Origin of the sequence: Archangium lansingense, assembly GCF_026626635.1 — a bacterium.
GTDB lineage: Bacteria > Myxococcota > Myxococcia > Myxococcales > Myxococcaceae > Archangium > Archangium lansingense.
Genome location: NZ_JAPNKA010000001.1, coordinates 278,033 through 304,081, shown reverse-complemented (window position 1 = coordinate 304,081; position 26,049 = coordinate 278,033). Strand labels below are relative to the sequence as shown.

Sequence of the window (26,049 nt, the reverse complement as noted above, 5' to 3'; positions counted from 1 at the left end):
CCGGGGTCCGGGTACCCTCACCCCGTCCCTCTCCCGGAGGGCGAGGGGAGATGGGCGAAGTAGGGAGAGGGCATAGAGAGGCGGAGGCGGGCTCAGTGACGCGTGACGCCCGGAATGAGCGCCATCTGCCTCGGGCCGAACCGGTCCCGATTGTGCCGAGCGAGCAGGTCCACCTGCGGCCCCACCGGCACGATGCGCGACGGGTTCACCGTGTCCTGGCTCCAGTAGTAGTGCACCTTGATGTGCTCGATGTTCGTCGTCTCCGCGAAGCCCGGCGTCTGGTACAGGTCCAGCAGGTAGTTCCACAGGTTGGGGTAGTCCTGCACCCGCGCCAGGTTGCACTTGAAGTGCAAGTAGTAGACGAAGTCGAAGCGCACCAGCGTGGTGTAGAAGCAGATGTCCGCCTCGGTGAGCACGTCCCCGCACAAGTAGCGCTGCCGCTCCAACACCTGCTCCCAGTGCTCCAGCGCCGTGAACAGCTCACGCACCGCCAGCTCGTAGGCCCCCTGGTTCTCGGCGAACCCCGCTTTGTACACGCCGTTGTTCACCGGCTCGTAGAGCGCCTCGATCGTCTCATCCACCTGCTCGCGCAGCCCCTCGGGCCACAGCGTCACCGGGTGCTCGGCGAAGGCGTCGAACTCCGTGTCCAGCATGCGCAGCAGCTCGCGCGACTCGTTGTTGACGATGGTGCGCTCGCGCGTGTCCCACAGCACCGGCACCGTCACCCGCCCCGAGTAGTGCGGATCCGCTTTCAGGTACACCTCGCTCAGGTAGTGCGCACCGTTGAGCTTGTCCTCGCCCGAGCGCGGGTAGCCCCCGAAGCCCCAGCCATTGCGCCCCATCCGCGGATCCACCACCGTGACGCCCACCGCCTTCTCCAGCCCCTTGAGCTTGCGGATGTGGAGCGCGCGGCTCGCCCACGGGCAGGCATACGAGACATAGAGATGGTAGCGGCCTGCCTCCGCCGGGAAGCGCCCTTCCCCGCTCGCGGAGACCTGGTCATGGAAGCGCGTTCGCGGACGCACGAAGCGTCCGGCCTCGTCCGGGGCGTACCAGTCCGTACGCCACTCTCCGTCCACCAACAATCCCACGAGACACCTCCGTTACCCTGACGTTTGGCACGCTGCGTCAGGCGGGCAACCACCCGTGCTGTCGGAGAGGTTGGAGCAAGCCCGCACGCAAGACGGGCAGGCGAAGGAGCGGAGGCCCGGGCTCTCTGGCGAGCTCAGACCCGGGGCAGCTCCACCGTGAAGGTAGCCCCCTGCTTCGGCGCGCTCTCCACGTGGATGGTGCCCCCCATGGCGGTGACGATCTCCCGGGTAATCCAAAGTCCCATCCCCAGGCCGCCGTAGTGCCGGTCGCTCACCGCGCGCTCGAAGCGCTCGAAGATGCGCTCCTGGGCGGCGGCGTCGATGCCGATGCCCTCGTCGCGCACCCGCAGGAGGACGCGCTCGCCGAAGTCACTCAGCGCCACCTCCACCGGCCGGCCCGCGCCGTACTTGAGGGCATTGGAGAGCAGGTTGCTCAACACCTGCTCCAGGCGCAGCCGATCCCACCGGGACACCACCGGCCCGGGGACGAGCACCCTCAGGGTACAGCCGGCCCGCTCGGCCTCGGAGTGGATGCGCTCGGCCACCTCCCGCACCAGCCCGGCCAGGTCCAGCTCCTCCGGATGCAGCACCAGCCTTCCCGAGGTGATGCGCGACACATCCAGCAGCTCATCCACCAGCACGCCCAAGCGGCCCACCCCGCGCTCCAGGCCCATCATCCGCGCCACGGTCCGCTCGCTCCAGGCCTCCTCCCGACGCGCACTGGTCACCAGCGCCTGGACGTTGAGCTTCAGCGCGGTGACGGGCGTGCGCAGCTCGTGCGCGGCCACCTGGAGGAAGCCATCCCGCAGCCCGATGGCCTTCTGCGCCTCGCTGTAGAGCAACGCATTGTCCACCGCGACGGCCGCCCGGCGCGCCAGCTCCTCGGCCAGCCGCAGCTCCTCCTGCCCATACCGCCGCCCCGTCTCGGCGCGCACGAGCGTGAGGGCCCCCAGCACCCGCTCGCGCGAGCGCAACGCCACCACGAGGTAGGAGCGCAACCCCAGCTCGCGCAGCATCCGCAGATGCTCCGCGTCCCGCGCGTACTGGGCGAGCCCCTCGTCAGTGATCTCCGGAATGAGCAGGGACTCGCCGGTGCGCAGCACCTGGGGGGAGCCGACCGTCGCGTTCGGGTCGATGGGGTAGCGCCGGTGCACCTCCTCGCTCAGCCGCAGCTTGGACGGGTCCCTGTGTAGGTTGAGGAGCCGGTGCAGCCGTCCTCGCTCATCCACCACGTCCACCCCGCACCAGTCGGCGAGCATGGGCACGGCCAGGGTGGCCACGCGCCGCAGGGTGTCCTCATAGTCGAGCGAGGTGGCCAGCAGCGTGCTGGCCTGGGCGAGGAAGCGCAGGTTGTCCTCCGCGCGCCGGCGCTCGGTGACATCCAGCACCGTGCCGATGAAGCGCTTGGCGCGGCCCTGTGCGTCGAAGAAGCAACGGCCGCGAGAGGAGATCCACCGCTCCACGCCGTCCAGGAGTCCCCGGATGCGGAACTCCTCGCGAAACTCGCCGTCACTGCCAGGGCCGAGCACCTGCCCCACTGCCGCGTCCAGCCGAGCGCGCTCCTCCGGGACGACGCCCGAGAGGAAGGTGGCGTAGTCCACCTCCGCCGCCGCCGGCACCCCGAAGAGGGCCTTGCACCGCGCGTCCCAGCGCAGCTCGCCCGTCCTGGGGTTGAAGTCCCACGTGCCGAGCGCGGTCGACTCCACCGCCAGCCGCAGGTGGGTCTCGCTCTCGCGCAGCGCCTCCGCCTGCCGGCTCAGCGTCCGGGAGAGAGCTTCCGCGCGCTGGCCCGCCTCCGCGGCCTCGAGCAACTCCCGCTCGCGCTGCTCCCGCTCGGTGCGCACCCGCTCACCGTAACGCGCGAAGAAGTCTCCCAGCCGGGGCTCCTCCCGAAGCATCGGCCCCAGGTTCTCCCGGACGCGCGGATCCGCCTCGTAGGACAGCTCCGGATGGGCCTCCACCCACAGGTGGCATGCCTTCACATAGGCGAGGAACGCGGTGAGGTGCCCGTAGAACATGGGGCTGAGCAACCGGCGTATCCGCTCGCGACACCGCTCCGCCTGGGCCTGCTGGACGAAGAGGAAGACCGAGCAACGGAACAAGTCCTCCTCCAGCTCCGCGCCGGGCACCGGCCAATCCCCCGGAGCTTTCCCCGTGGCGTCCATGCGGGCGAGCACCTCGTCGATGGCCCCGTGGGCGGGCGGGAGGGCCTCCAGGAACTCCAGCACCTGCGAGGACTTCATCCCCAAGGGGCGCAGCGCACAGGCGTGGCACACGAGGCAGTAGGGCACCACACAGTAGCGCGACAGCCAGGCGAAGAGCTTCTCGCGGAAGAGCACGGGGAGGGAATTCTCCACGTAGGCCCGGAGCGTCTGCTGCCACAGGTTTTCCAGCACCTGGGGGTTGTCCTGTGCGGGCTCGAAGAACGCGGGGAAGAACCCGAAGCGCGCTTCGATCTCCTCCTGGATTTCCCGTGCCGTGCGCATGGCTGGACCGCGGTGGACAGAGGCCTGAGGGCTTCAAGATGCGGCCGGAAGCCGCCGCGGCGCCAGTTCCGGTCCGCCCGCCTGGAGCTCGTCCAGGAGTGCCCTCGCCGCCTGGAGGTGGGCCGACTCCCCGCCCGCTTCGAACCGCGCGAGCGCCCGTGACAGCAGCCGCCGTGCGACCCTCGGCCGCCCCAGCTCCCGCAGCTGACGGCCCAGGCTCACCGTCGCGCGCAGCTCGAAAAGGCCCGCCCCCTGCTGGCGGGCGATGGCAATGGCGCGGAGGAAGCCTTGCCTCGCGTCCTCCTCCCTTCCCAGGCGCCGCAGGCACTCACCCCGGAGCTGGTGCAGCCGGGCATCGACGTTGCACTCCCCGATCTCCGCGCCCCGAACCAGCCCTTCCTCCACTGCCGCCCGTGCTTCCTGAACCTGCCCCAGCTTCAGATGGACTTCCGCGAGCAGACTCAGGTTGTAGGGAACACCGGTACGAAGGCCGAGCACCCGCCAGCGCTCGAGCGCCTGCCGCTGGAGCGCGATGCCCTCCTGCGGCCGCCCCAGCTCGGACAGCGCCCAGCCTCTGAAGAGTGCGGCCCACGAGAGCCACAACATGAAGCCGCGCTCGCTGGAGAGCGCGAGGGCCTGCTCCGTCAGCTCCAATACCTCTGGTACATCCCCGCTGAGGACGTGGGCCAGGGCCCCGTGGACCAGCGTGAAGGCAGTGGTATAGGGATGGCCGACGCGCCTGGCCAGCTCCAACGCCTCCCGAGCCCACCGCCGGGAGTCCTCCCTCTGGCCCAGGAGCGCATGCACCACGGAGCCGTAGGCCAGCGCCGCCGCCCGGGGGACGATCCCCTGGTACGTGGCCAGCGTCCGATGCTCCTCGAGGGTGAACTCCGAGCTGGCCAACACCCGCTCCAGATATGCCAGGGCCTCTCGCGGCCGTCCCCAGCAGAAGAGGACGCTCGCCATCCCCCGGTAGCCCACCACCAGCAACCCCCGATGGCCGTGGCGCCGGCCCAGGTCCACAAGCTTCACCGCCAGCGCATAGGCCTGTTGGAATTCAGCCCGCACAAAGTAATGGGAGAAGGGCGCCCACCAGGACAGCGCGAGCTGCGGCAACTCCTCGCCCACCTGGGAGATGAGTTCCCCAATGCGGTCATACAGCCGCTCCACCTCGGGCGTGAAATAGCCCTGCACATGCACCATCGCCAGGCCCAGGAGCATGCGGATCCGCAGCTCCTCGACGGGTCCGGCATCCGGCAGCCCCTGCTGTAGCTCCAACGCCCGGGCGAGATGGCCCTGCGCCTCCGGCTGCTCCTGGCGCTGGATGGCGAGCACTCCGGCCCGTTCCCAGTAACCAATGGCCAGCGCGTGCTCCCCCGCCTCCGTGTAGTGGTAGGCGAGCACTTCGGGCTTTGTCTCCACCAGCGCGGGGAAGCGCTCCACCAGCACCCGCGAGATGCGCTGGTGGTATTGCCTCCGAGCGCTCCGGGACAAGGACTGATACGCCGCTTCCTGGAGGAGCGCGTGCCGGAAGCTGTACCCGGGCCCCTTCTCCGCGCACGTCTCCGCCTGGAGCAGTCCCGCCTCCACCAGCCCGGCGAGCTCGCGCTCCAGCACGGACTCCTCCAACTCCAGCAGCGCGGCGACGAGGGCCCGCGAGAAGTCGCGCCCCAAGACCGAGCACAGCTGGGCCAGCGCCTTGTGGCGAGAGGGCAGCATGTCCAGCCTCGCCAGCAACAGCTCCCGCAGGGTGACCGGGATGGACGCCGCCGCACCGCCCTCCAGCACCAGGCGCGTCATCTCCTCGATGAAGAACGGGATGCCGTCCGTCCTGCCCACCAGCCTTTGGACGGTCTCCTCTGGCAGCGCATGGCCCCGCGCCACCTCCTTCACCAGGGCCGCGGCGAGTCCGGCCGGCAGGCGCTCCACCGCGAGCGTATGGAACCAGGGCCGTCGAGGCCAGTCCGGCTGGAGCTCCGGGCGGGCGCTCAGGATGACGAGGAGCCGCGCCTTCTCGATGCGCTCCAGGAGGAAGCCCAGGAACTCCAGCCGGGTGGAGTCGGCCCAGTGCAGGTCCTCCACGACCAGGAGCATCGGCGCCTCCCGGGAGGACCTGTACAGCACCAGGCGCACCAGGGCCTCGAAGGTCCTCTCCTTGCGCCACTCGGGGGTGTACTGGAGGACCGGTGAGTCATCGGGAGTGGGCAGGGAGAGGAGCCGCCCCACCAGATGCGCGTCCGCCAACGTCAGACCCATCGGCCGAAGCCGCTCCTCCAGCAGCCGCATGCGCCGCGCCGGGGAGGACTCCGGCTCGAACCGGGCCACGTCCTGGAGCAGCTCGGGGACCGGAGACTCGGCGCGGGTGCTGAACCGGGACCAGCACTGCACGCGAAGCAGGAGGGCCGGCGCTGGCGCCACCCGCTCGCACAGCTCCTGGATGAGCCGGGACTTGCCGATGCCCGCCTCGCCGCTCACCAGGACGAAGGCCCCCTGTCCGCGCCCGGCCTGCTCCCAGAGCGCCAGGAGCCGCTCCAGCTCGCGCTCCCGCCCCACCAGCGGCGAGAGGTTCCCGGCCCCGCGCGAGCGCTCGAACCGGGAGCCTCCCTCGCGCTCGCGCAACACGCGGTGGACGCGCATGCCCACGGTCCCGGAGAGTCCCTCGAAGGCGTGGGACCCGAGCGGCTCGGTGTGGAAGGAGCCGCACACGAGCCTCCATGACGTGTCGCCCACCACCACGCTCCCGGGCGCTGCCCGCCGCGCGAGCCACGCGGCCACCTTCGGTGCCTCACCCTGGAGCGCACGTCCCCGCACCGCCATCCACTCCGTGTGGATGCCTCCCCTCACGGACAGCCCGGAGAGGCCTGGCCGCGGCAGCCTGCGCCGGAGCGTGTCCCGCAGGCCATGGGTGAGCTGGAGCCCCGCCCGCACCGCGCGCTCCGCGTCATCCTCCCGGGCCTGGAGCCCACCGAAACAGGCGAGCACGTCGCACCCCATGGCCAGGGTCACGGCGCCGCCGTGCTGCTCGATGACCTCCGCGCACGTCTCGTGGAAGGCCGTCTCCAGCTCGCCCATCTCCTCGGCGTCGAGCAGCGAGCCACTCCCGGCGAGCCCCGTCAGCTCGAACGCCACCAGGGTCATCTGCCGGCGCTGAGCCGTGGCTTGCTTCGGGGCCTCAGCTCCAGGCCAGAGCCGAGCCCCCACCTCGAGCAGCTCCTCCCGCAGCTCCAGCGCCGTACGGAAGCGCCGGGCCGGGTCCTTGGCCAGCGCGGTGGCCAGCAACGCCTCCACTTCCCGAGGCACCTCCGGGTGGCGCGCGCGCACGGGGGGCACGGGCTCGGGGGAGGTCACCCACGCGCGCAGCTCGCTCAGCGTGGGCCCCGGAAAGGGCGGCCTGCCGGTGAGCATCTCGTACAGCACCACGCCGGCGGCCCACACGTCCGTGCGCGCATCCTGCGTCTCGCCGCGCCACTGCTCTGGCGCCATGTAGGCCGGCGTTCCCGCGGTGGCCAGGGCCGGTCTGCGGGCGATGCTTGCCGGTGTGACGTGACACAACCCGAAGTCCAGCAGCTTCACCGTCCCCTGCTGGGTGAGGAAGACATTGCTGGGCTTGAGGTCGCGATGGACGATGTGCCGCTCGTGGGCGTGCGCCAACCCCGCCGCGATGGCCTCCATCAGGCCCAGCGCTTGCCGCACTTCCAACCGCCCCCGCTTCAGCAGCGCGTCGAACGAGCTCCCTTCCAGGCACTCCATCACCAGGAAGGGCACGCCCGGCTGGTCGGAGATGCCGCGCCACTCGGACACGTCGAAGATGCGGACGATGTTCTCATGGTCCAACCGGGCCACCGCCCGCGCTTCCGCCAGAGCCTCCTCTCCGAAACCCGGGCGCTGCAAGAGGAACTTGAGCGCCACCTCGCGGTGCAGCACCTCGTCCCGCGTCCGGAAGACCTGGCCCATTCCCCCTCCGCCAATCCACTCGAGAACCGTATACCGGCGGCCATCCGGCCCTCCGAGCCGCGCTCCGGGAATCGGCAGCAGCGGCAACGGCCCGGCCCCGAGCACCTCCTGCAGGAAGGAGTCGCTCCTTTCCGTGCCTTCACTCACCGAATAGGCGTCGCCTCGCATCCCGCACTCCCCTCACCACCCTCTTCGCCTTTGGGATGGAGTGGCCCGATGGAAGCCGTGACGGGGTGCCTGCCCGGTTGCCCTCCTCGGAAGGGGGCGCCTTCAGGGGAGGACCCGCACCTCGGCCCTCGAGAGCGACGCCAGCAGCACCCGCGCCTCCTGGAGATCGACGCACTCCCCGCCCGCTTCGAACCGGCCACACGCCCGCTCCAGCATCCGCCGCGCCGCCTCCGGACGGCCCAGGTCTCGCAGCAACTGGCACAGGCTCACCGTCGCGCGCAGTTCGAAGAGGCCCGCCCCCTGCTCGCGGGCAATGGCGATGGCGCGGATGAAGCGATACTTCGCCTCCCGCTGCCTTCCCCACCGCAGCAAACACTCGCCCCACAGCCGGTGCAACCCGGAATCAGCGTTGCGCTCCCCCGTCACCGCGCTCGAGGTCAGCCCCTCCTGTATCGCATCCAGGGCTTCCCGCACCCGCCCCAGCTTCAGGAGACAGTCTGCGAACAGGAGTTGCTGGGAGGGGCAGGACGTGAGGAACCCCATCACGCGCGAGGACGCGAGCTGCTGCTGGATGAGCTCACTCCCTTCCCGGGGGTGTCCCAGCTCGGACAAAGCCCAGCCACGAAAGACCAACGCCAGCATGTGCCATATCCTGAAGCTGCGCTCGCTGGCGAGCTCGATGACCTTGTCCGTCAGCCGCAACACCTCCGCCGGCTCCCGGCGCAGACAGCAGCCCACGGCCGTGTAGAACAGCGCGAAGGCCGTGGTGTTGGGGTGGCCCACGCGTCCGGCCAGTGCCAGCGCTTCCTGGCCCCACCGCCGCGACTCCTCCATCCGCCCCAACAACGCCTGCACGATGGAGCCATAGGCCAGCGCCGTCGTCCGGGGCTCGCCCCAGTATTGCGCGGCGAGCCTCCGATGTTGCTCGAGGGTGAACTCCGAGCAGGCCAGGGCCCGCTCCAGATACTCCAGGGACTCCCGCTGCCGGCCCCAGAGTCCGAGTGTGCTCGCCATGATCCGGTGGCCCAAGGCGAGCAGCCCCCGATCACCGTGGCGCCGACCCAGGTCCACGAGTCTCTCCGCCAGCTCGTAGGCCCGCTGGAACTCACTCCGCGCGTAGTAATTGGAGAAAGGCTCCCACCACTGCAGCTCGAGCCGTGGCAACGCCTCTCCCACCTGGGGGATGAGTTCGTGGAAGCGGTCATTCAGCCGCTGCACCTCGGGCGTGGAATAGCCCTGCAGCAGCGTCATCGCCATGCCCAGGAATGTGAGGATCCTCAGCTCCTCCTGAAGGCGTTGGGCAGCATCCGGCAGGGCTGGCACCAGCTCCAACGCCCGGGAGAGATGGCTCTGCGCCTCTGGGTAGGCCCCGCGATGAATGGCGAGCTGGCCCGCCCGCGTCCAGTGACCGACGGCGGGCGCGGGCTGCCCTGATTCCGTGAGGTGATACGCGAACACCTCGGGCTTTGCCTCGACCAACCCGGGGAAGCGCTCCGCCACCACCCGCACGATGCGGCGGTGGTGGCTCATCCGCGTCTTCCGCGACAGCGACTGGTACGCCGCTTCCTGGAGGAGCGCGTGACGGAACTCGTACGCGAGCCCCTTCACGCAATCCCCCTGCCGCAGGAGCCCCGCGTCCACCAACCCGGCGAGCTCACGCCGCAGGAGCTCCTCGTCCCGCTCCGCCACCGCCGCGAGCAGGTCGTACGCGAATTCGCGTCCCAACACCGCGCCAAGCTGGGCCAGCGACTTCTGCCGCGAGGGCAGCATGTCCAACCTCGCCAGCAACAGCTCGTGCAGGGAGAGCGGGATGGACGCCGCGGCCCCGCCCTCCAGCGCCATGCGCGTCATCTCCTCGATGAAGAGCGGGATGCCGTCCGTCCTCTTCACCAGCCCCTGGACAGCCTCCTCCGTCAGTGCGTGGCCTCGCGAGACCTCCCGCACCAGCTCTGCCGAAAGCTCGCTGGGCAATCGCTCCAACGTGAGCCGGTAGAACACATCGCGCGGGGGCCAGTCCGGCTGAAACTCCGGCCGAGCACTGAGCACGACGAGGATCTGCGCGCCCGCGCTCCGTTCCAGGAGCACGCCCAGGAACTCGAGCAGGCAGGAGTCGGCCCAATGCAGGTCCTCGATGATCAGGAGCACGGGCGCGTCATCGCAGGTGCATTGCACGAGGAGATGTACCAGGGCCTCGAAGGACCTCTCCTTGCGCCGCTCGGGCGTGAGCCTCAGGACCGGAGAGTCCTCGGGCACGGGCAGCTCCAGCAGCAGCGCCAGCAGGTGCGTGTCCTCCTCGGACTGCCCCAGCTCCTTCATCCGCGCCTCCAACCTTCGCAGGCGCTCGAGTGGCGGCTGCTCCGGGCCGGCGTCCACCAGGCCCAGGAGCAGCTCGATGATGGGGTGCAGGGACTGGGTGCTGAACCGGGACCAGCACTGCATGCGGCACAGGCGGACCGGCTTCGGAATCCGCTCACGCAAGGCCTCGATGAGCCGGGACTTGCCGATGCCCGCCTCGCCGCTCACCAGGACGAAGGCCCCCTGTCCCCTCCGCGCGCGCTCCCAGAGCTCCAGCAGCCACTCCAGCTCGCGCTCCCGTCCCACCAGCGGCGAGAGGCTCCCCGCCAGGCGGGCCCGCTCGAACCGGGAGGCCACCTCCCGCTCGCGCGATACCCGGTGGGCCTCCAGATGCATGCGGCCCGAGAGCCCCTCGAAGTCCTGAGCCCCGAGCGACTCGCCGAGGAAGGAGAGCCGCACGAGCGTCCAGGTGCTGTCGCTGACGACCAGCTCCCCGGGTCCGCCCCGGTGTGCGAGCCACGCGGCCACCTTCGGGGCCTCGCCCTGGAGCCGCGGGCCCACCACCATCAACTCCGTGTGGACGCCGCCGCGCACGGACAGCCCGGAGAGGGGCAGGTGCGGCAGCCTGCGCTGGAGCGTGTCGCGCAGCTCTCGGGTGAGCTGGAGCCCCGCGCGCACCGCGCGCTCTGAGTCGTCCTCGCGGCCCTGCGTCCAACCGAAGCTCGCGAGCACCTCGCCGCCCATGGACAGGGCCACGGAGCCCTCGTTCCGCTCGATGACCTCCACACTGGCCTCGTGGAAGGCCAGCTCCAGCTCGCCTACGTCCTCGGTATCCAGCGGCGCTCCGCCCTCGGAGAATCCCGAGAGCTGGCAGGACACGAGCGTTACCTGCCGCCGCTGGAGCTCGGTGCTGGGGCCCCGCGCCTCGCGCCCGGTGCCGAAGAGACGCCCCCGCAGCTCACGCAACTCCTCGCGCAGCTCCAATGCCGAAGCGAAACGCCGGGCCGGCTCCTTGGCCAGCGCCGTGGCCAGCAACGCCTCCACCTGCCGGGGCAACTCCGGGTGGCGCACGCGCACCGGGGGCGCGGGCTCCGAAGACGTCACCCGCGCACGCAGCTCCGCCGGGGTGGCCCCCTGGAAGGGCAGCTCGCCGGTGAGCAGCTCGTAGAGCACCACGCCGGCCGCCCAGATATCGGTGCGCGCGTCCTGCGCCTCGCCGCGCCACTGCTCCGGCGCCATGTAGGCCGGGGTGCCTCCGGCGAGCTGGAGCGCGGAACGGACCGGCTCCCGGGTGAGGTGGGACAGGCCGAAGTCCAGCAGCTTCACCGCGCCTTGCCGCGTGAGGAAGACATTGCCGGGCTTGAGGTCGCGGTGGACGATGCCCCGCTCGTGGGCGTGCGCCAGGCCCGCGGCGATGGCCTTGAGGAGGTCCAGCGCACGCCGGAGCTCCGGGCGCTCGTGCTCGAGCAGCCTGGCGAGCGACTCGCCCTCCAGACACTCCATGACCAGGAAGGGCACCCGGAGCTGTCCGGGCACGCGGCTCCACTCCGCCACGTCGAAGATGCGGACGATGTTCTCGTGGTCGAGCCGGGCCACCGCTCGTGCCTCGGCGAGCACCAGCGCCTCGAAGCCCGGACGCGGCAGCAGGAACTTGAGCGCGACCTCGCGGCCCAGGGTCGCGTCGCGCGCGCGGAACACCTGTCCCATGCCGCCCCGCCCCATCGGCTCGAAGAGCTCGAAGCGCCGGCCGTCCGCTCCTCCGAGCCACTGCCCAGGGACGGGCAGGCGCGACGATGGCTCGGCGTGGAGCACGTCCTGGAGGAAGGAGTCACCGGAATCCGAGACCCAAGAGGAGCTGTCCTTCTCCGGCGGCCACGCCTGTATGTCCTCCTGAGGAGCCTCCCTGCTCATCTCATCGACCTCCCGGATCGCGTCCAAGCTCACACTTCTCCTTGGAGGATGAGAGGCCTGTCCTCGGGACGTGAGCGAGCCGGAGGGCTCCGCGCGCCATGCAGGCAGCCCCCCGGGGAAGCGCGAAGGCCCCGGGCGGAGCCGCGCCAGCTCTCGGATGAAACGTCGTGAAACAGCCGCGGGCTCGTCCGTTCGCCCCCTTAACCTCACGAGTGATAAGCACCCGACGGGTGGCACGCCATCTGCAGATTCCGCGTGAACCAGGCCTGGCTCCAATGAGACAGGTGTTTCACGAAACATGGGCGGCCCGTCAGGGGCGCAGGAGGCCGAGATGAGTGAAGGGGTGACCGAGCACGTCTGCAAGGATCCGGTGATGGTGCCGGTGGCCCGGGTTCCGGGAATGGAGCGGCACCGGGTCGTCATCATCGGCGGAGGCACGGCGGGCATCAGCGTGGCGGCCCGGCTGGCACACGCCGGGCAGAAGGACGTGGCCATCCTCGAGCCCAGCTCGCACCACTACTACCAGCCGATGTGGACGCTGGTGGGGGCGGGCGAGGCGCGCGTCGAGGACACCATCCGCGACGAGTCCCGCTGCATCCCCCGGGGCGTGAAGTGGATTCAGGACTGGGCGGAGGAGGTGGACCCCGTGGCGCGGACGGTGAGCACCCGGGGCGGCAAGCGCATCGAGTATGACTTCCTCGTGGTGGCGCCCGGCATCCAGCTCGACTGGGACAAGGTGAAGGGCCTGCGCCAGGCGCTGGAGCAGCGGCCCAACGTCTCCAGCAACTACGACGTGCGCTATGCGCCCAAGACATGGGAGATGCTGCGTGCGTTTCAGGGAGGCACCGCCCTCTTCACCCACCCGGCCACGCCGGTGAAGTGCGCGGGTGCGCCGCAGAAGATCATGTACCTGGCCGCGGACCACTTCCGGAAGCGGAGCTTCCAGGACAAGGCGCACGTCATCTTCGCCTCCGCCGGCAAGGTCATCTTCGGGGTGAAAGAGTACGCCGCGGTGCTGGAGCAGGTGGTGCAACGCTACGGCATCGACACGCGCTACCAGCACAACCTCACCGAGGTGCGCGGCGACAAGAACGAGGCCGTCTTCACGCGGACGCTGGCGGACGGGAGCACCGAGGAGGTGGTCATCCCTTACGACCTCCTCCACGCGTGCCCGCCGCAGAGCGCGCCGGACTTCATCAAGCGCAGCCCGCTGGCCTGGCAGGAGGGAGGGACAAAGGGGTGGGTGAAGGCGAACAAGCACACGTTGCAGCACCCGGACCACCCCGAGGTGTTCGCGTTGGGAGATGCCTCGGACCTGCCCACCTCGCGCACCGGAGCCGCCATCCGCAAGCAGGCGCCCGTGCTGGTGGAGAACCTGCTCGCCATCATGGCCGGCCGGGCTCCCACCGCGAGCTACGACGGCTATGCGTCCTGCCCGCTCACCACCGGCTACGGCAAGCTGCTGCTCGCCGAGTTCGACTACGACGGCAAGCCCACGCCCAGCATCCCGCTCATCGACACCCTCAAGGAGCGGCATGACATGTGGCTGCTCAAGAAGTACGGCCTGCCGCAGCTCTACTGGAAGCTGATGCTGCGCGGGTGGGCCTGACGGGCGCGATGACGAGCAACTGGTCCGACCATCGGACCAGTTGGTGAAGCGCGCGCCCGAGAGGGGTATGAAACGGGTGAAACAGCGTGTTTCACCCGTCTGAGCCCATGCCCACCTCGCGCGCCCTGCCCTCTCCGCTCCTGCTGCCCGCCCTGGAGGCCCTGGCGGGTGCCGTGCTGCTCGTCGACCTTCAGCAGCGAGTGACGACCGCCACGCCCGAGGCGGAGGCTCGCCTGGGCCCCGAGGCGGTCCGCCCCGGCACACCGCTGGCGGAGGTGCTCTCCGTGTCCGAGGGCGCCCGGGGACTCGAGGCGCTGCTCTCCCAGGGGCGCCAGGTGGAGGCCCGACCCCACGCATCCGGGCCCTCACGGGTGATGCGGGTGCGGGCCGTGCCCTTGAGCCAGGGAGCGAAGCGGCTCGGGTGGGCGGTGCTGCTGGGCGCGGAGACGGAGGCCGAGGGGACGAAGGGTGACGCCGAGGAGACGTTCCACGGCATGTGGACGCGGAACCCGGGGATGAAGCGCCTCTTCCGCATCGTGGAGAAGGTGGCACGCACCGAGTCCAGCGTGCTGGTGCGCGGCGAGTCGGGCACGGGGAAGGAGCTGGTGGCCAACGCGCTGCATGCCATCTCGGCGCGGCGCAAGGGACCCTTCCGCGCCATCAACTGTGCCGCCCTGCCTCCGAGCCTCCTGGAGAGCGAGCTGTTCGGCCACGTGCGCGGCGCCTTCACCGGAGCGGTGCGCGACAGCCCGGGCCACTTCCGGCTCGCTGACGGGGGCACACTCTTCCTGGACGAGGTGGCGGAGATTCCCCTGGAGCTCCAGGGCAAGCTGCTGCGAGTGCTGGAGACGCGCTCCATCATTCCCGTGGGAGGACGCTCGCCGGTGCCGGTGAACGTGCGCATCGTGGCCGCCACCCACCGGCCCCTGCGGCGCGAGGTGGAGGCGGGCCGCTTCCGCGCGGACCTGATGTACCGGTTGCGCGTGGTGCCCCTCTTCCTGCCATCCCTGCGCGAGCGCCGGGAAGACATCCTCCCGCTGGCCCGGCGCTTCCTCAATGAGTTGGAGCAGAGTGGCCCCCGCCACGTGGAGCGCTTCTCCCCCGGAGCCCGGAACCTGCTGGAGTCACATGGCTGGCCGGGCAACGTGCGCGAGCTGCGCAACGTGATGGAGTACGCCTACGTCATTGGCGAGGGCCCAGTGCTGCACGAGGCCGATCTGCCCCCCGAGTTCTCCGAGCCGCGCGCGCCCCCGGAAGCCACCGGCTCTGCCCGGCCCCTGGTGGCGGCGCTGGACACAGGAGGAGACGACCACGACCCGGCGACGCTGCGGGCAGCCCTGGCGAGGGCGGGAGGCAACCGAACAGAAGCCGCCCGGCTGTTGGGCATCAGCCGCGTCACCCTCTGGCGCCGGCTCCGGGCGGCTGGAAACCCGTAGCGCGTTTCAACCTGTTTCACCCGTTTCACGAAACGTTTCACCGTGCCTATCCCCTCTCCCTCTGGGCTGAGGATTGCACACGCTAAGTAGGCGGGGGAGCGGAGGAAAGGTGCTGGGCGAGGGTGAAGCCGGCGACGTAGTCGCCCAGCCGTTCGTAGCCGCGCCAGAGGACGAGCCAGCCCGGAGGTTTCTTGTCCGGGTTGGCCATGTAACCGCCTAGGGCGGCGATGAGCAGCAGGGCCTGACGAAGCGTCAGCGCCCCTTGCAGTCGCATGCGTGGAGAGAGTTGGGGTGCCATGGCTTGGAGCACCTGCACCTCGGCGGGCTCCAACACTTCATCTGCGGGCTCGTCCGGGAGAGTGCGGCTCAGGGTGCGCAGGCGCAGCATCTTGACGGAAACCAGCAGAGTGAGGACGAGCAGGTTTTCAAGGTGCTCGCGCCTCTGGTGCTGACGCCCCTCCAGGCGGCAGCCCGTCTTCAGGGCCTTGTGCAACTCCTCAATCCCCCACCTCTTCTGGTAGGTGGACACCGCGCCCCAGGCCGCCTCCACGCTTTCAATGGGCACGTTGCTCAGCAGCAGCCACTCCACTGCTTTCTGTCCCTGTGGCGGCTCTTCTTCGCGCACCAGCACGCCCCACACCGGCACCGGCTGCCCACCCTGGCGCCCGGGAGGCAGCAGCGTGAGAGGGACGTAGCGCAGCACCAGCGTGGCGTCGCGTGCCGTGCGCGCCGGCTTGTCCGCCCGGGCTGGTTGCGCCGACACGTGCAGCAGCCGGCTGTCCACCACGGGCAGCCCCTCCATGGTGGCCCACAGCCTCCCCCCTTCTCCCTCCACGCGCCTGTCCTGGCCGGCGCGCACCAGCAGTTGATACGACGCGCTAGCCGAGCGGGAGAACAACTCGAAAATGTCTCCTTCGGCGTCGATGACGTGCAGCAGTCGCCCTGGCTCGCCCACTCCCTCTTCGGCCTCCACCATGGCCTGCCACCACAAGCTGCTTTCCTTCTGCTCGAAGGGCCGCTGCTTCCTGCTCTTGGCCTTTCCCCTTTGCGCGGCCGGGCGCGCCCAGGTGCGCGCTCCCAGCACTCCAAAAGCGGCGCCGTCGGCCTGCACCACCAACGCCGTCTGCAGAAAGAAGCCCTGACACACGGGATTGCCCACCTGGCCCACCCCGCTCATGGACAGATGGCTGAGCTCCACCTCGGTCCGGTCGTGTACACACAAGGCCACCTCTCCCGCCTGCCCTTTCGCCACCGCCTTGCCCACTGTCCGGGCCGCTGGCTCCAGCAGCTGCCGGAAGCTGACGTCTTCGTTCTCCAGCATGCGGTAGGCCCCCATTCGCTCCGCCCGGCTGGTGCCCAATCGGTTGATGGTGACGCCGGGCTGCCCCTCCATCAGGTGAAGGGTGTGCAGCAACCTCTCCCTCAGCCACACCTCCTCAAGCGGACCGAAACTCCCTGCTGGATAGAGAACCTCGTACGTCAGATACAAAGGGGCAGCTTCCATGGGCTGCCTCTCTATCCGGCCCTACCGCTCACGTCATGCTCCATCCAGCTTGCTCACCCCTTGCTCCCTCTCTCCCTCTGCGTGTGCATTCTTCAGCCCTCTGGGAGAGGGCAAGGGTGAGGGTCTACTCACCGTGCCGCCCTTGGACACCCTCACCCCAGCCCTCTCCCAGAGGGAGAGGGGGCTCCGCGCGCCCCTGGCACGACCCTCGCAAGGACCCCCCGCATGCTCTTCCGTCAGCTCTTCGACCCGGAGACGTCGACCTACACCTATCTCATCGCCGATGAGACGACGCGCGAGGCAGCGCTCATCGATCCGGTGCTCGAGCAGGTGGAGCGGGACCGCCAGTTGGTGGCGGAGCTGGGCCTGAAGCTGACGCTGGTGCTGGAGACGCACATCCATGCGGACCACGTCACGGGAGCGGGCCGGCTGCGTGAGCTGAGCGGAGCGCGGGTGGCGGCCAGCGCCGCGGGTGCGCCGTGCGTGAACCTGCCGGTGAAGGATGGCGAGGTGCTCGCGCTGGGGAGCCTGCGCATCCAGGTGCTCGCGACGCCGGGACACACCGATGACAGCGTGAGCTTCCGGGTGGGCTCCCGGCTCTTCACCGGCGACGCACTTCTCATCCGCGCCTGTGGCCGCACTGACTTCCAGAACGGCGACGCCGGCCAGCTCTACGACACCATCACCCGCAGGCTCTTCACGCTGCCGGACGAGACCGAGGTGTACCCGGGTCACGACTACGCGGGCCTGACGATGAGCACCATTGGCGAAGAGAAGCGCCACAACCCGCGGCTGGCCGGCAGGAGCCGCGAGTGGTTCGTCGAGTTCATGAACAACCGCAAGCTGGCGCCGCCCAAGAAGCTGGACATCGCGGTGCCCGCCAACCGCGCCTGCGGCAAGTCCGCCACAGAGGCGATGAGCTGAGCCCTGGAGCACGGAGACAGACGATGAGCGCACTGTACGAGAAGGGCACTCCGCATGCGGAGGGCTACCGGGACGTGGACGTGAGCACCGTGGCCGGGGTGGGGAACGGAGTGCGGCTGGTGGACGTGCGCGAACCCTCCGAGCTCGAGGGCCTCCTCGGCCACATCGCGGGCGTGGAGCGCGTCCCGCTCGGCACGGTGGAGGAAGCCTGCGGACGGTGGCCGCGTGACGCGGAGCTGGTGATGGTGTGCCGCTCCGGAGCCCGCTCGGGGCGCGCCGCCGCGCAGCTCGTGCGCAAGGGCTTCCACCGGGTGATGAACCTGCGCGGGGGAATGCTCGCGTGGAACGAGGCGGGGCTGCCCGTGGTCCGCCCGGCGTCCGCATCCCCGCTCCTGATGACGGATGTGTTCGACACGCTGCTCGCACGGATGCGGGAGCTGGGCAGCGCCGTCCCCGCCACCACCCCGCGAGTGCTGCTCCAGGCGCACGGTGGCGTCCCCACGCGAGAGCAGTTCCTGCGCATGCTCGAGTTGCTGCAGGCGGCCGGACAGGTGGCGGTGAAGGACCCCGGCGCCTGGGAGCAGGTGCTGCGCGGTTGCCGGGACATGCTCGCCGTGGCGCGTCCGGAGAGCAGCGCCACATGATGGTGCTCGGCATCGCCGCCTCGCTGCTCATCGGGGTGTCGCTGGGGCTGCTGGGCGGCGGCGGCTCCATTCTCACCGTCCCCCTGCTCGTCTACGTCCTCGGTGTCGAGCCGAAGACGGCCATCGCCATGTCCCTGCTGGTGGTGGGCCTCACCAGCGCCTCGGCCGTGGTGGTGCATGCGCGCGCCGGCCGGGTGCACTGGCGCACCGCCTTCGTCTTCGGAATGGGAGGCATGTCGGGCGCCTTCCTGGGCGGACGGATGGCGCGTTTGCTCCCGACGGGGCTGCTCCTCCTCCTCTTCTCCGCCGTCATGGTGGCCGCCGCAGTCGCCATGCTGCGGCGCAAGGAGGCCCCAGCCGGGACGAGTGGAACCGTCGAGGCGCCGGTGCGCCTGCCCGTACCTCGCGTGCTCGCCCAGGGCGCTGTCGTGGGCCTGCTGTCCGGACTCGTGGGCGCTGGTGGAGGCTTCCTCATCGTCCCCGCGCTCATCCTGGTGGGGCTGCCGACTCAAGCCGCAGTGGGCACCTCGCTCGCCGTCATCTCCCTCCAGTGCCTCGCCGGGCTGCTCGGGCACCTGGGCCACGTCCAGATTCCGTGGGGACTCACCTCCGCCATCGTGAGCACCGCTATTGTTGGCAGCTTCCTTGGCGGGCGCCTCGCGGACCACGTCTCACCGGGCTCGCTGCGCAAGGGGTTCGGTGTGTTCGTGCTCAGCGTGGCCTGCATCATGGTGGCCGGGCAGATGCCTTCCTCGGTACGCGAGGGTGTCGCGCCACTCCTCGCCACTCCGTGGCCCTGGCTTGGGCTCGTGGGCATGGTGGGCGCAGTGACGCTGCCCTATGCGCTGTTGTTGCGCGGCAACACGGGGAGGTCAGGTTCAGAGCGGCGCTGAGTGGGCCCGTGCTAGCTTGGGCCTCCCGTGAACGAGAACCTCCGCCAGTTCCTCGATATCGCCGAGCAGCTCGCCCAGGCATCAGGGTACGACGGCATCCGGATAGGGCTTGTATGGACCAACACGCGACCCAAGGTGGTGCTCGCGCTAAGTGCCACCCTGGTCCGTACCCGTGAGGAGCCACCACTCCTCGCCCCGCTGGACGCGGGTCCTGTCTCAGCGAGTCAATTCATCGGCTCCCCCAGCGGGCTTCCGGCACTCCTCTCGCAGTTCGAATCCGGGATGCTCGAGCAGCTGTCCGGCAGCGCTCTGCCAACGCCGCTCCACCTGACAAAGGAGATGCCAGCTACCCTCTCATGGTGGAGTCCACGCACCACTCAGGGCGACGCTGGATATGGAACGTACCTCGAAGGACATGGGGTTGAGATTCGGAAGCTGCTCGGAACCGCCGACACAACCGCGAACGGGGAGATCGCGGCCCGGTCGGATTATGCCTATGCCTCTCTTGGGCGGCTCATCCGGGCCTACACGGGCCTGGAATTGGAATCCAGGCATGCCGCCTCCATCATTCTCGCGGCCCCCTGGCCCGTGAAGCACCTCTCGGCCAGGCAGGAAGCCACGCGGCTGCGCGTTGAAGTGGATGGCTTCTCGGGGCTGGATACCTCCCGCCTCATCCTCAACGTGGAAGGCTCTCGGAGAGACTACCGGCTCGACTCGAGCACACTGCGCTGGCTGCCGGGCCCCGAAACGGCCCCGGGCACACGCACCTATACGTCTGTCTTTGAGGCGAAGGACCCTCGTCCCACCGCCATCAATCTGTTCCTCTCGCAAGTCCCCGCCATCTCCCTACGCGTAGAGGTCCAACACGAGTCGGGTCGGGACGCCCTTTACTGGGGAAAGCCCGAAACGCCCCCAGCTCCCGTCGCTACCCTGGGGAACTCTGAAGCAAGCCCCGAGGGCATACGGCTCACTGCATTTCGCGTTTACACCTTCCGCCTCCTCCGCGCGGCGGAGCTGCGCTTCGATGACCCGTTCTCCGTCATCGTCGGGCCCAACCAGAGCGGCAAGAGCTCCGTGCTCGATGCACTTCAATTGCTCTCGGATGCGGCACGTGGCGAACTCTCGGATGCACTGGTCCGGCGCCGGAGCGGCTTGCGCGCTCTCCAATCGAGAGGCGCCACAGAGCCCATCCGCCTGGAGGCGGAGCTGCAGACGAGCACGGGCCAGGCCTTGCGCTTCCGGCTCCAGCTCGGCTCGGTAGGGGCCTACGACTTCGCCGTGGAGCAGGAGGAACTCGCCGAGTACGTCCAGGGCTCGTGGATGCCCATCCTCACCCGGCAGGGCACCCAGGCGAAGCTTTCGGGTGTCGCGCTCCCCGTTTCCAATGGCCGTGAAGCCCTGCTCTCCCAGCTCGGCGCCATCACACACCCGTTGGTACAGCAGGCCCGGGCCTCCCTCGCGGCCATCGCGGTGTACCCCTATTTCCGGACAGGAGCCGCGTGGGCGGACCCGGAATCGGTCCCGATGCGCCGGCCCGCGAGGCTCGAGCCCGGTGCCCGCCTGGAGCGAACGGGAAACAATCTCTCCGCGGTCCTCTTCTCCCTACGCGAGGAACGCCCGGAGGACTGGCAGGATTACGTGCGCATCGTCCGCCTCGCCTTTCCAAGCCTCAAGGACTTGCGCCTTCCCGCCGTGAGCCGGGGAATGGTCCAGCTCTTCTGGGACGAGGTGAACGGTGGCCAGTTCGACGCCTCGGAGCTCTCCGATGGAACCCTGAGCTTCCTGACCATCCTCTGCGCCCTGTTCCAACCCGGCAGCGCCCTCATCGCGGTGGACGAGCCCGAGGCGCACCTGCACCCGGACGCACTCATGCGGCTGGTGGGCGCGGCACGTTCGCTCTCCGAGCGCCACCCCATCCTGTTCACTACCCAGTCCGATGCGCTCATCGGACTGTTGGATGATGCGCCCGAGTGCGTCGTGGTAGCGAGGAGGGAGGACAACGAGGCGCGGCTGGTGCGTCCCGCGGTCGAGGAGCTGCGCGAGTGGCTCAAGAGCTTCAGCCTCAGGGAGATGCGCCGCGAGCTCGAAGGGTGGGGCTCCACGCCGTGACGAGTGTCCACATCATCACCGAGGACAAGACCGGTGGCGGACTGGAAGCCATCATTCGCGCGGAGGTCCAGCGGCAACGGCACTCTGCCGGCAAGACCCCCCTTCAGTTCTCCAAGGCACGAGGAACAGTCAACGGCAACGCTCAGCTGCTCGAGCAATGCAGGAAGTACGAGCTGTTCCGCTTCAACTACGCCCCACGCATCGAGCATGTGTTCTATGTCATCGACGCACGCAATGCCTGGGACCTGCCACAACTCGAGGTCCAGGCGCCTCGGGTGCCCTACGAGCAGTCGCTCCCCTCCTTCATCTCCACCATTCAGGGAAGCATGGCCGTGCTCGCACGGGGAACCCGAACCCCACAGGAATGGGAAAAGATTCGCAGCGGCTTTCACCCTCACGTCCTGGTGTGGGAGCGCGAATCCCTCATCCTCCCCGTCACCGATCAACTCGGGATGGGAGAGCCCACCATGGATGTCTACGCCGAACGGCGCGCTGCCGAGGCCATCACGGAGCGGTTCCGCCGCGTGAGGAATCGCAAATACGCCAAGTCCATTGATGGTCCGGAGTATCTGACGCGCATCGCCCAGGATGAGCGGCTCCGCGCCACAGTGCTCGCCTCCAATGCCAGCCTTCGCGCCATCGTGGACGAGCTCGTTTCGCTCTGAGGCCAGCGTAGAGAGCCCCTCATGCTCCGAGCTTTCTATGCGTGAGGAAGGTGTGAAAGCACCCAGCGCACCAGGGGGCTCGTGTCCTCTCGGAGTGGAGCGAGGAGTTCCTCCGGCATCTCCTCAGCGAGCAGGAGCGCCCAGCTCCGAATGACGGCGGAGCGCTCACGGAGGACTGGAGCGAGCTCCGCGACAGGGAGGTCTCGCACGCCGAGGGTCCAGAGTGCGCGCGCGGCGGCCAGACGGGGATGGACGCTCTCCCTCGTGTCGAGGAAGACCCATTGCAACAGGGTTCGGGCAGGTGCGGTGAGACTGCGGGCGATGCGGCCCAGGGCCTCCACCCAGACCACCCGCTCGAACGGCCCCGTGTTCCGGTCGGCGAGGAGCTTCTGAAGGAGAACGATCAGTCCTTCGCACTCAGGCCCCGCCACGCGGAAGGTGAGGGAGGTGAGGTAATGGTTGGGCGTTCCCGCCGCGTGGGACATGAGCCATGAGCGCCAGCGCGGCGAGATGAGGAGCGCCGTCAACCAGTCCTCCTCGATGTTGGCGGCACAGGCACCATCTGTCTCTTCCAGAAGGGTGGCGAGCAGCTCCGTCGGCTCTGGAACTTCGGGGAAGAGCGTGCTCCGTTGTGCCGGCTCCAGCTTGAACAAGAGCCGGATGAGCACCAGACGCTCCTCGACCGTGCGGACCTCTTGCGTCACCCGCCGGCACCGAACGTGGAGCGCTTCGGACCCGCTCTCCCCCTGGCTCCCCAGGAACTCAATGAGGAGACCAAGCGCTTCCAGCCGCTTCCCGGTGGGCCCGGCGTCCGTCCACCGCTCCAGAGGCGGGACGATGTCACGGGAAGCGCCACCCATCCGTCCGAGCAGCCCAAGGAGCGGCAGCGCCGTATCGTGGGTCTCTGCTCGTGCAATGCGTTCGAAGAGCTGGGCGCGCAGGTCCGCGGTCGCGGCGTGCTCACCCAGGGAGGCGATGAAGCTCCACACCCGGTGTTGCTGGTGGGGACGGCGGGAAGAGAGGGCCTCGCGCAGCAGGGGCACGAACTCTCCGGTGAGCCCAAGAGCGACGATGGCAACGGCGGTCACATCCATCGGCCAGGGCTCGCTCGTGAAGAGGAGCCGCCTCACGAGTGCTTCGAGCTCCGCTTCGCCGCGCCCCGCGAACGCCTCACAGAGCCGCTGCTCCACCGCGAGGAGCGTCTTCGGATCTGGCTCGGGCCCATTCCGGGTGCGGACGGTGCGGAGGACGGCCAGTCCCGCCCGCACGTGCTCCAACTCGCCGCCGCGAAGGACAGGAATGCTCCAGGCGAGCACCTCCGGGAGGGAAGGTCGGAGATGATGCAGCACCTGGAGGGCATCCTCGGCCAGCTCCTTGTCGGAGTGGAGGGCCGCATCGAGGAGGGCCGAAGCCGCGGACTGGGAAGCGGGGACCAGCTCGCACCACCCGCGCAACAGCTCCCGTTGCTGGAGCGCAGCCCGGGTGACGTCTCCAACCCGCTCACGGTAGTAGCCCGCCGCCACCGCGAGACGCCGCTCCCACTCGGGTGTCCAACGGAGCTCCCGTATCGCGCTGCCCCAGGGCATGAAGGCATCGGCGCTTCCCAGCCGCCGCGAGAGGTCGTGCACGAAGACCTCCCGCCGGAAGCGAGCGCGGTTCCAGTCATCGAGCGCCGCGTCGATCTCCGGGATGGAGTCCTCGGTGGCACAGGCAATCAACTCCACCCCGTGGGCGAAATCGGGATACGCGTCGTCCTCGGAGGGGAGATACGAGCGCCAGTCGTCCAGGGGCTTCAGGTCGCGAGGGAAAATCTGGTCGGGTTCCAGCGTGGCCCCGCACTCACGGCACCGCCTCCCCGAGGCCCTCCCACAGTCACCGCACACGTTCCGCGCGCATCCCGGGCAGCCGTACCAATGCCCCGAGACGAGCTCCGGAACGGGCGTCTCCTTGCGCTGGAAGGAGAGGAAGACCCGGCACTCCGGGCAGGAATGAACCATGGGGCCATGAGTCTACCCGGCTGAGAACCAGCCCCGGACACTCAACCTGATGCGAAGTCGCTCGGGCGTGGGATTCACATGCGGCACAAGTCCTTTGACCTCCAGCGACGGCGCTACCGATTGCCCTTTCTCGCACTCATAAGTGAAGACTCGGCTCGCGAGACTTCCGCACCCCTCGGTGCTGCGACATTTGTCGGAGCAGTGACGTACAGCTGCAACTGCGCGCGCGGATTCATGACAAATGAAGACCGAGTCAGATTCGCAGCGCCATCACTGCAAGTACGAGGAGAAGAGATCGTGGGTGCCGGACGCGTAGGTGACGGTAGAGCAGCAGAGGCGGGTCGTCGTTCAGCGGAAGAGGCCGCGAGACGTGCGGCGGAAGAGGCCGCGAGACGTGCGGCGGAGGCGGCGAGACAGGCAGCAGAGGCCGCGCGGCAGGCAGCAGAGGCCGCGCGCCGTGCAGCGGAGGCGCAGCATCAGCAGTCGTCCTTCGAGCCAGCGGGCCCGAAGAACCGGCTGAGCCTGGACGGCCAGGGCGCGCCCGCCTCGTCGCTGTTCACCGAGAACAGCAAGGACAACAAGGTCAACTGCCTCGACCAGGCGGCGGACTGGGTGAACAAGAGCTCGCCCGAGCTGCAGAGCCGCTCGGAGCTGGTGTTCCTCGAGGACTCGCGCGGCGGCGCCGAGGGCCAGGCGGGCCACGTGGTGGTGCGCCAGGGCGAGCGCGTGCTCGACCCGAGCAGCGGCAAGAGCTACGACGACATGAAGTCGTACCTCAAGGAGAAGCCGCACTACAGCGAGGCGGGCTCGATTCCCGGGACGACGGCCGCGAAGGTGTTCTCCACCGAGGCGGGCTCTCCCGAGCGCGCCAAGGCGCTGGCCGACGCGAAGGTGTCCCCCGAGCTCCAGCGGATGATGGTCGCGGATCCGTCCGTGCCGTCGGAAGCGCCCAACGCCGCCACCGCCACGCCGCAGGAGGTGAAGGTCCCCGGCCAGCCCGGGCCGGTCTCGGTCGAGTTCAGCAAGACGCTCGAGAAGGACGTGAAGAAGAAGGACGGCTACACGACGGTGAAGCTCACCGCCGAGATGGAGGCGTCCGCCAACGGCACCCTGGACCTGAAGAAGGTGAGCGTCGGGGGTGGCGTCTCGACGAACAAGTCCCAGACCTACGAAGTGAAGATGAAGGATGAGGACTTCGAGAAGCTCAAGCGGGGCGAGATTCCGCCTCCGCACCCGCTCAAGCCGGAGACGGTGCCGGACAAGGCCTCGGTGACGATGGAGGCTTCCCAGCTCAAGGGCTGGTCCGGCGAGGCCGGCGTCGATGTGCTCGGCGTGGAGCTGGGCCTGGGAGAGGAGCACAAGAGCGGCAAGGGCCTCTCCATCCAGACTGAGCGCGACGGCGACAAGGTCAAGGTGACGGGAGGTCCCACGGAGCTGCTCGAGAGCGGTCTCTCGGTCAGCGTCGGCGCGGGGCCGGCCAAGCTCTCCCTCACGGGAACGACGGAGCTGACGCACTACAAGCTCCGCACCGCGGAGTTCGACCTCTCCAACAAGGAGGGACGCGCCGCCTTCGACAAGTACGCCACTTCCGGCGAGCTTCCCTTCAAGGATGGAAACGGCGTCTCGGGCGCGGCGAAGGTCGAGAAGCTGGACCTCAGCTCGAAGACCACGCTGGAGGCGGCGCTGGGGCCCCTCGAGGGCTCCGTGGACGTCGTTCCCGAGAGCAGCAACTCCATCGTCGAGACGACCCACCCGGACGGCTCGAAGGACGCCACGATGGAGCTCAAGCGCTCCAATGGTCACGAGCTCAACTACGAGCGCCACATCGACGCCAACGGCAAGGAGGACTTCTCGAAGCAGAAGTTCTCCCTGTTCATGAAGGGCATGGAGGGCGACGTCGAGGAGATGTACGCCCAGGCCTACCTGGTCGATCAGCACAAGTTCGACAAGGAGAACGACGTCCATCTGTCGTTCACCCCGGACCAGATGACGCAGCTGTCCCAGCGCGCCCGCGACTACGTGGCGAAGATGGACCAGCTCTCCCCCCAGGGTTGGCAGACCCGGACCCAGGGCGATGCGTTCATCGACGCCCTGGCCAAGGCCAAGCACCCGGGTGACGTCGCCAATGCCCTGACTCAGTACTCCAGCGACCCCAACTGGATGGGGGATGCCATGACCCGGTTGCGGCTGACCGTGGACCGCGACACCCCGCTCCCGGGCGACATCACCGCACGAAACAGGAACGACTGACCGCGATTCGCTCCGGGGGCCTCAGCGCCCCCGGAGTGAAGCGTGTCAGCGCGGGCGGGCATGGAGCCAACGCGGTCGGAGCGTCACGCCCCCGCCTTCGCAAGAATGTCCAG

General features: G+C 69.1%; 14 protein-coding genes. 8 read left to right on the top strand and 6 right to left on the bottom strand.

Going from position 1 to position 26,049, the window contains the following annotated elements; translation table 11 throughout:
* Positions 1 to 92: 92 nt before the first annotated feature.
* From OV287_RS01160 to OV287_RS01145, 4 genes are all read right to left on the bottom strand, one after another.
* A complete protein-coding gene (locus OV287_RS01160) occupies positions 93 to 1,091 on the bottom strand; it encodes a glutathione S-transferase family protein (protein WP_267532097.1) in 999 nt (332 codons plus the stop codon).
* Between the two features lie 134 nt (positions 1,092 to 1,225).
* Positions 1,226 to 3,577 (bottom strand): ATP-binding protein, encoded by a 2,352-nt coding sequence (locus OV287_RS01155; protein ID WP_267532096.1) that lies wholly within the window; start codon positions 3,575 to 3,577, stop codon positions 1,226 to 1,228.
* Between the two features lie 33 nt (positions 3,578 to 3,610).
* Positions 3,611 to 7,699: a protein kinase domain-containing protein gene (locus tag OV287_RS01150; protein WP_267532095.1), complete on the bottom strand. Its 4,089-nt coding sequence runs from the start codon at positions 7,697 to 7,699 to the stop codon at positions 3,611 to 3,613.
* A gap of 102 nt (positions 7,700 to 7,801) precedes the next feature.
* Positions 7,802 to 11,932: a protein kinase domain-containing protein gene (locus OV287_RS01145; protein WP_267532094.1), complete on the bottom strand. Its 4,131-nt coding sequence runs from the start codon at positions 11,930 to 11,932 to the stop codon at positions 7,802 to 7,804.
* A 304-nt stretch (positions 11,933 to 12,236) separates the two neighbouring features.
* Here OV287_RS01145 and OV287_RS01140 point away from each other — a divergent pair, with 304 nt between their 5' ends.
* Together OV287_RS01140 and OV287_RS01135 are read left to right on the top strand one after the other, a co-directional pair.
* Positions 12,237 to 13,514 carry an NAD(P)/FAD-dependent oxidoreductase gene (locus OV287_RS01140; protein ID WP_267532093.1) on the top strand — a complete coding sequence of 426 codons (1,278 nt, stop codon included), beginning with the start codon at positions 12,237 to 12,239 and terminating at the stop codon, positions 13,512 to 13,514.
* A 107-nt stretch (positions 13,515 to 13,621) separates the two neighbouring features.
* Entirely contained in the window at positions 13,622 to 14,950 is a 1,329-nt protein-coding gene (locus tag OV287_RS01135) for a sigma-54 interaction domain-containing protein (RefSeq protein WP_267532092.1), read from the top strand.
* A gap of 82 nt (positions 14,951 to 15,032) precedes the next feature.
* Here the strand turns inward: OV287_RS01135 and OV287_RS01130 are convergent, their stop codons facing one another.
* Positions 15,033 to 16,454 (bottom strand): IS4 family transposase, encoded by a 1,422-nt coding sequence (locus tag OV287_RS01130; protein ID WP_267532091.1) that lies wholly within the window; start codon positions 16,452 to 16,454, stop codon positions 15,033 to 15,035.
* Positions 16,455 to 16,679: 225 nt separating this feature from the next.
* Here OV287_RS01130 and OV287_RS01125 point away from each other — a divergent pair, with 225 nt between their 5' ends.
* Genes OV287_RS01125 through OV287_RS01105 form a run of 5 tightly spaced genes read left to right on the top strand, consistent with a single transcriptional unit; the run spans position 16,680 to position 21,689 of the window.
* Positions 16,680 to 17,378, top strand: coding sequence for an MBL fold metallo-hydrolase (locus tag OV287_RS01125; protein ID WP_267532090.1), 699 nt, complete (start codon positions 16,680 to 16,682; stop codon positions 17,376 to 17,378).
* A gap of 23 nt (positions 17,379 to 17,401) precedes the next feature.
* Positions 17,402 to 18,022, top strand: a complete 621-nt coding sequence (locus tag OV287_RS01120) for a rhodanese-like domain-containing protein (protein ID WP_267532089.1) — start codon at positions 17,402 to 17,404, stop codon at positions 18,020 to 18,022.
* Positions 18,019 to 18,915: a sulfite exporter TauE/SafE family protein gene (locus OV287_RS01115; protein WP_267532088.1), complete on the top strand. Its 897-nt coding sequence runs from the start codon at positions 18,019 to 18,021 to the stop codon at positions 18,913 to 18,915. The genes OV287_RS01120 and OV287_RS01115 overlap by 4 nt, the downstream gene beginning before the upstream one ends.
* Positions 18,916 to 18,942: 27 nt before the next feature.
* Positions 18,943 to 21,024 carry an AAA family ATPase gene (locus OV287_RS01110; RefSeq protein WP_267532087.1) on the top strand — a complete coding sequence of 694 codons (2,082 nt, stop codon included), beginning with the start codon at positions 18,943 to 18,945 and terminating at the stop codon, positions 21,022 to 21,024.
* Positions 21,021 to 21,689, top strand: a complete 669-nt coding sequence (locus OV287_RS01105) for a hypothetical protein (RefSeq protein ID WP_267532086.1) — start codon at positions 21,021 to 21,023, stop codon at positions 21,687 to 21,689. The genes OV287_RS01110 and OV287_RS01105 overlap by 4 nt, the downstream gene beginning before the upstream one ends.
* 35 nt (positions 21,690 to 21,724) lie before the next feature.
* Here OV287_RS01105 and OV287_RS01100 read toward each other — a convergent pair whose 3' ends face one another.
* Positions 21,725 to 23,686: a hypothetical protein gene (locus tag OV287_RS01100; protein WP_267532085.1), complete on the bottom strand. Its 1,962-nt coding sequence runs from the start codon at positions 23,684 to 23,686 to the stop codon at positions 21,725 to 21,727.
* A 297-nt stretch (positions 23,687 to 23,983) separates the two neighbouring features.
* On the opposite strand from OV287_RS01100, the gene OV287_RS01095 reads away from it, so the two are divergent.
* Positions 23,984 to 25,936 carry a hypothetical protein gene (locus OV287_RS01095; protein WP_267532084.1) on the top strand — a complete coding sequence of 651 codons (1,953 nt, stop codon included), beginning with the start codon at positions 23,984 to 23,986 and terminating at the stop codon, positions 25,934 to 25,936.
* Positions 25,937 to 26,049: the final 113 nt, after the last annotated feature.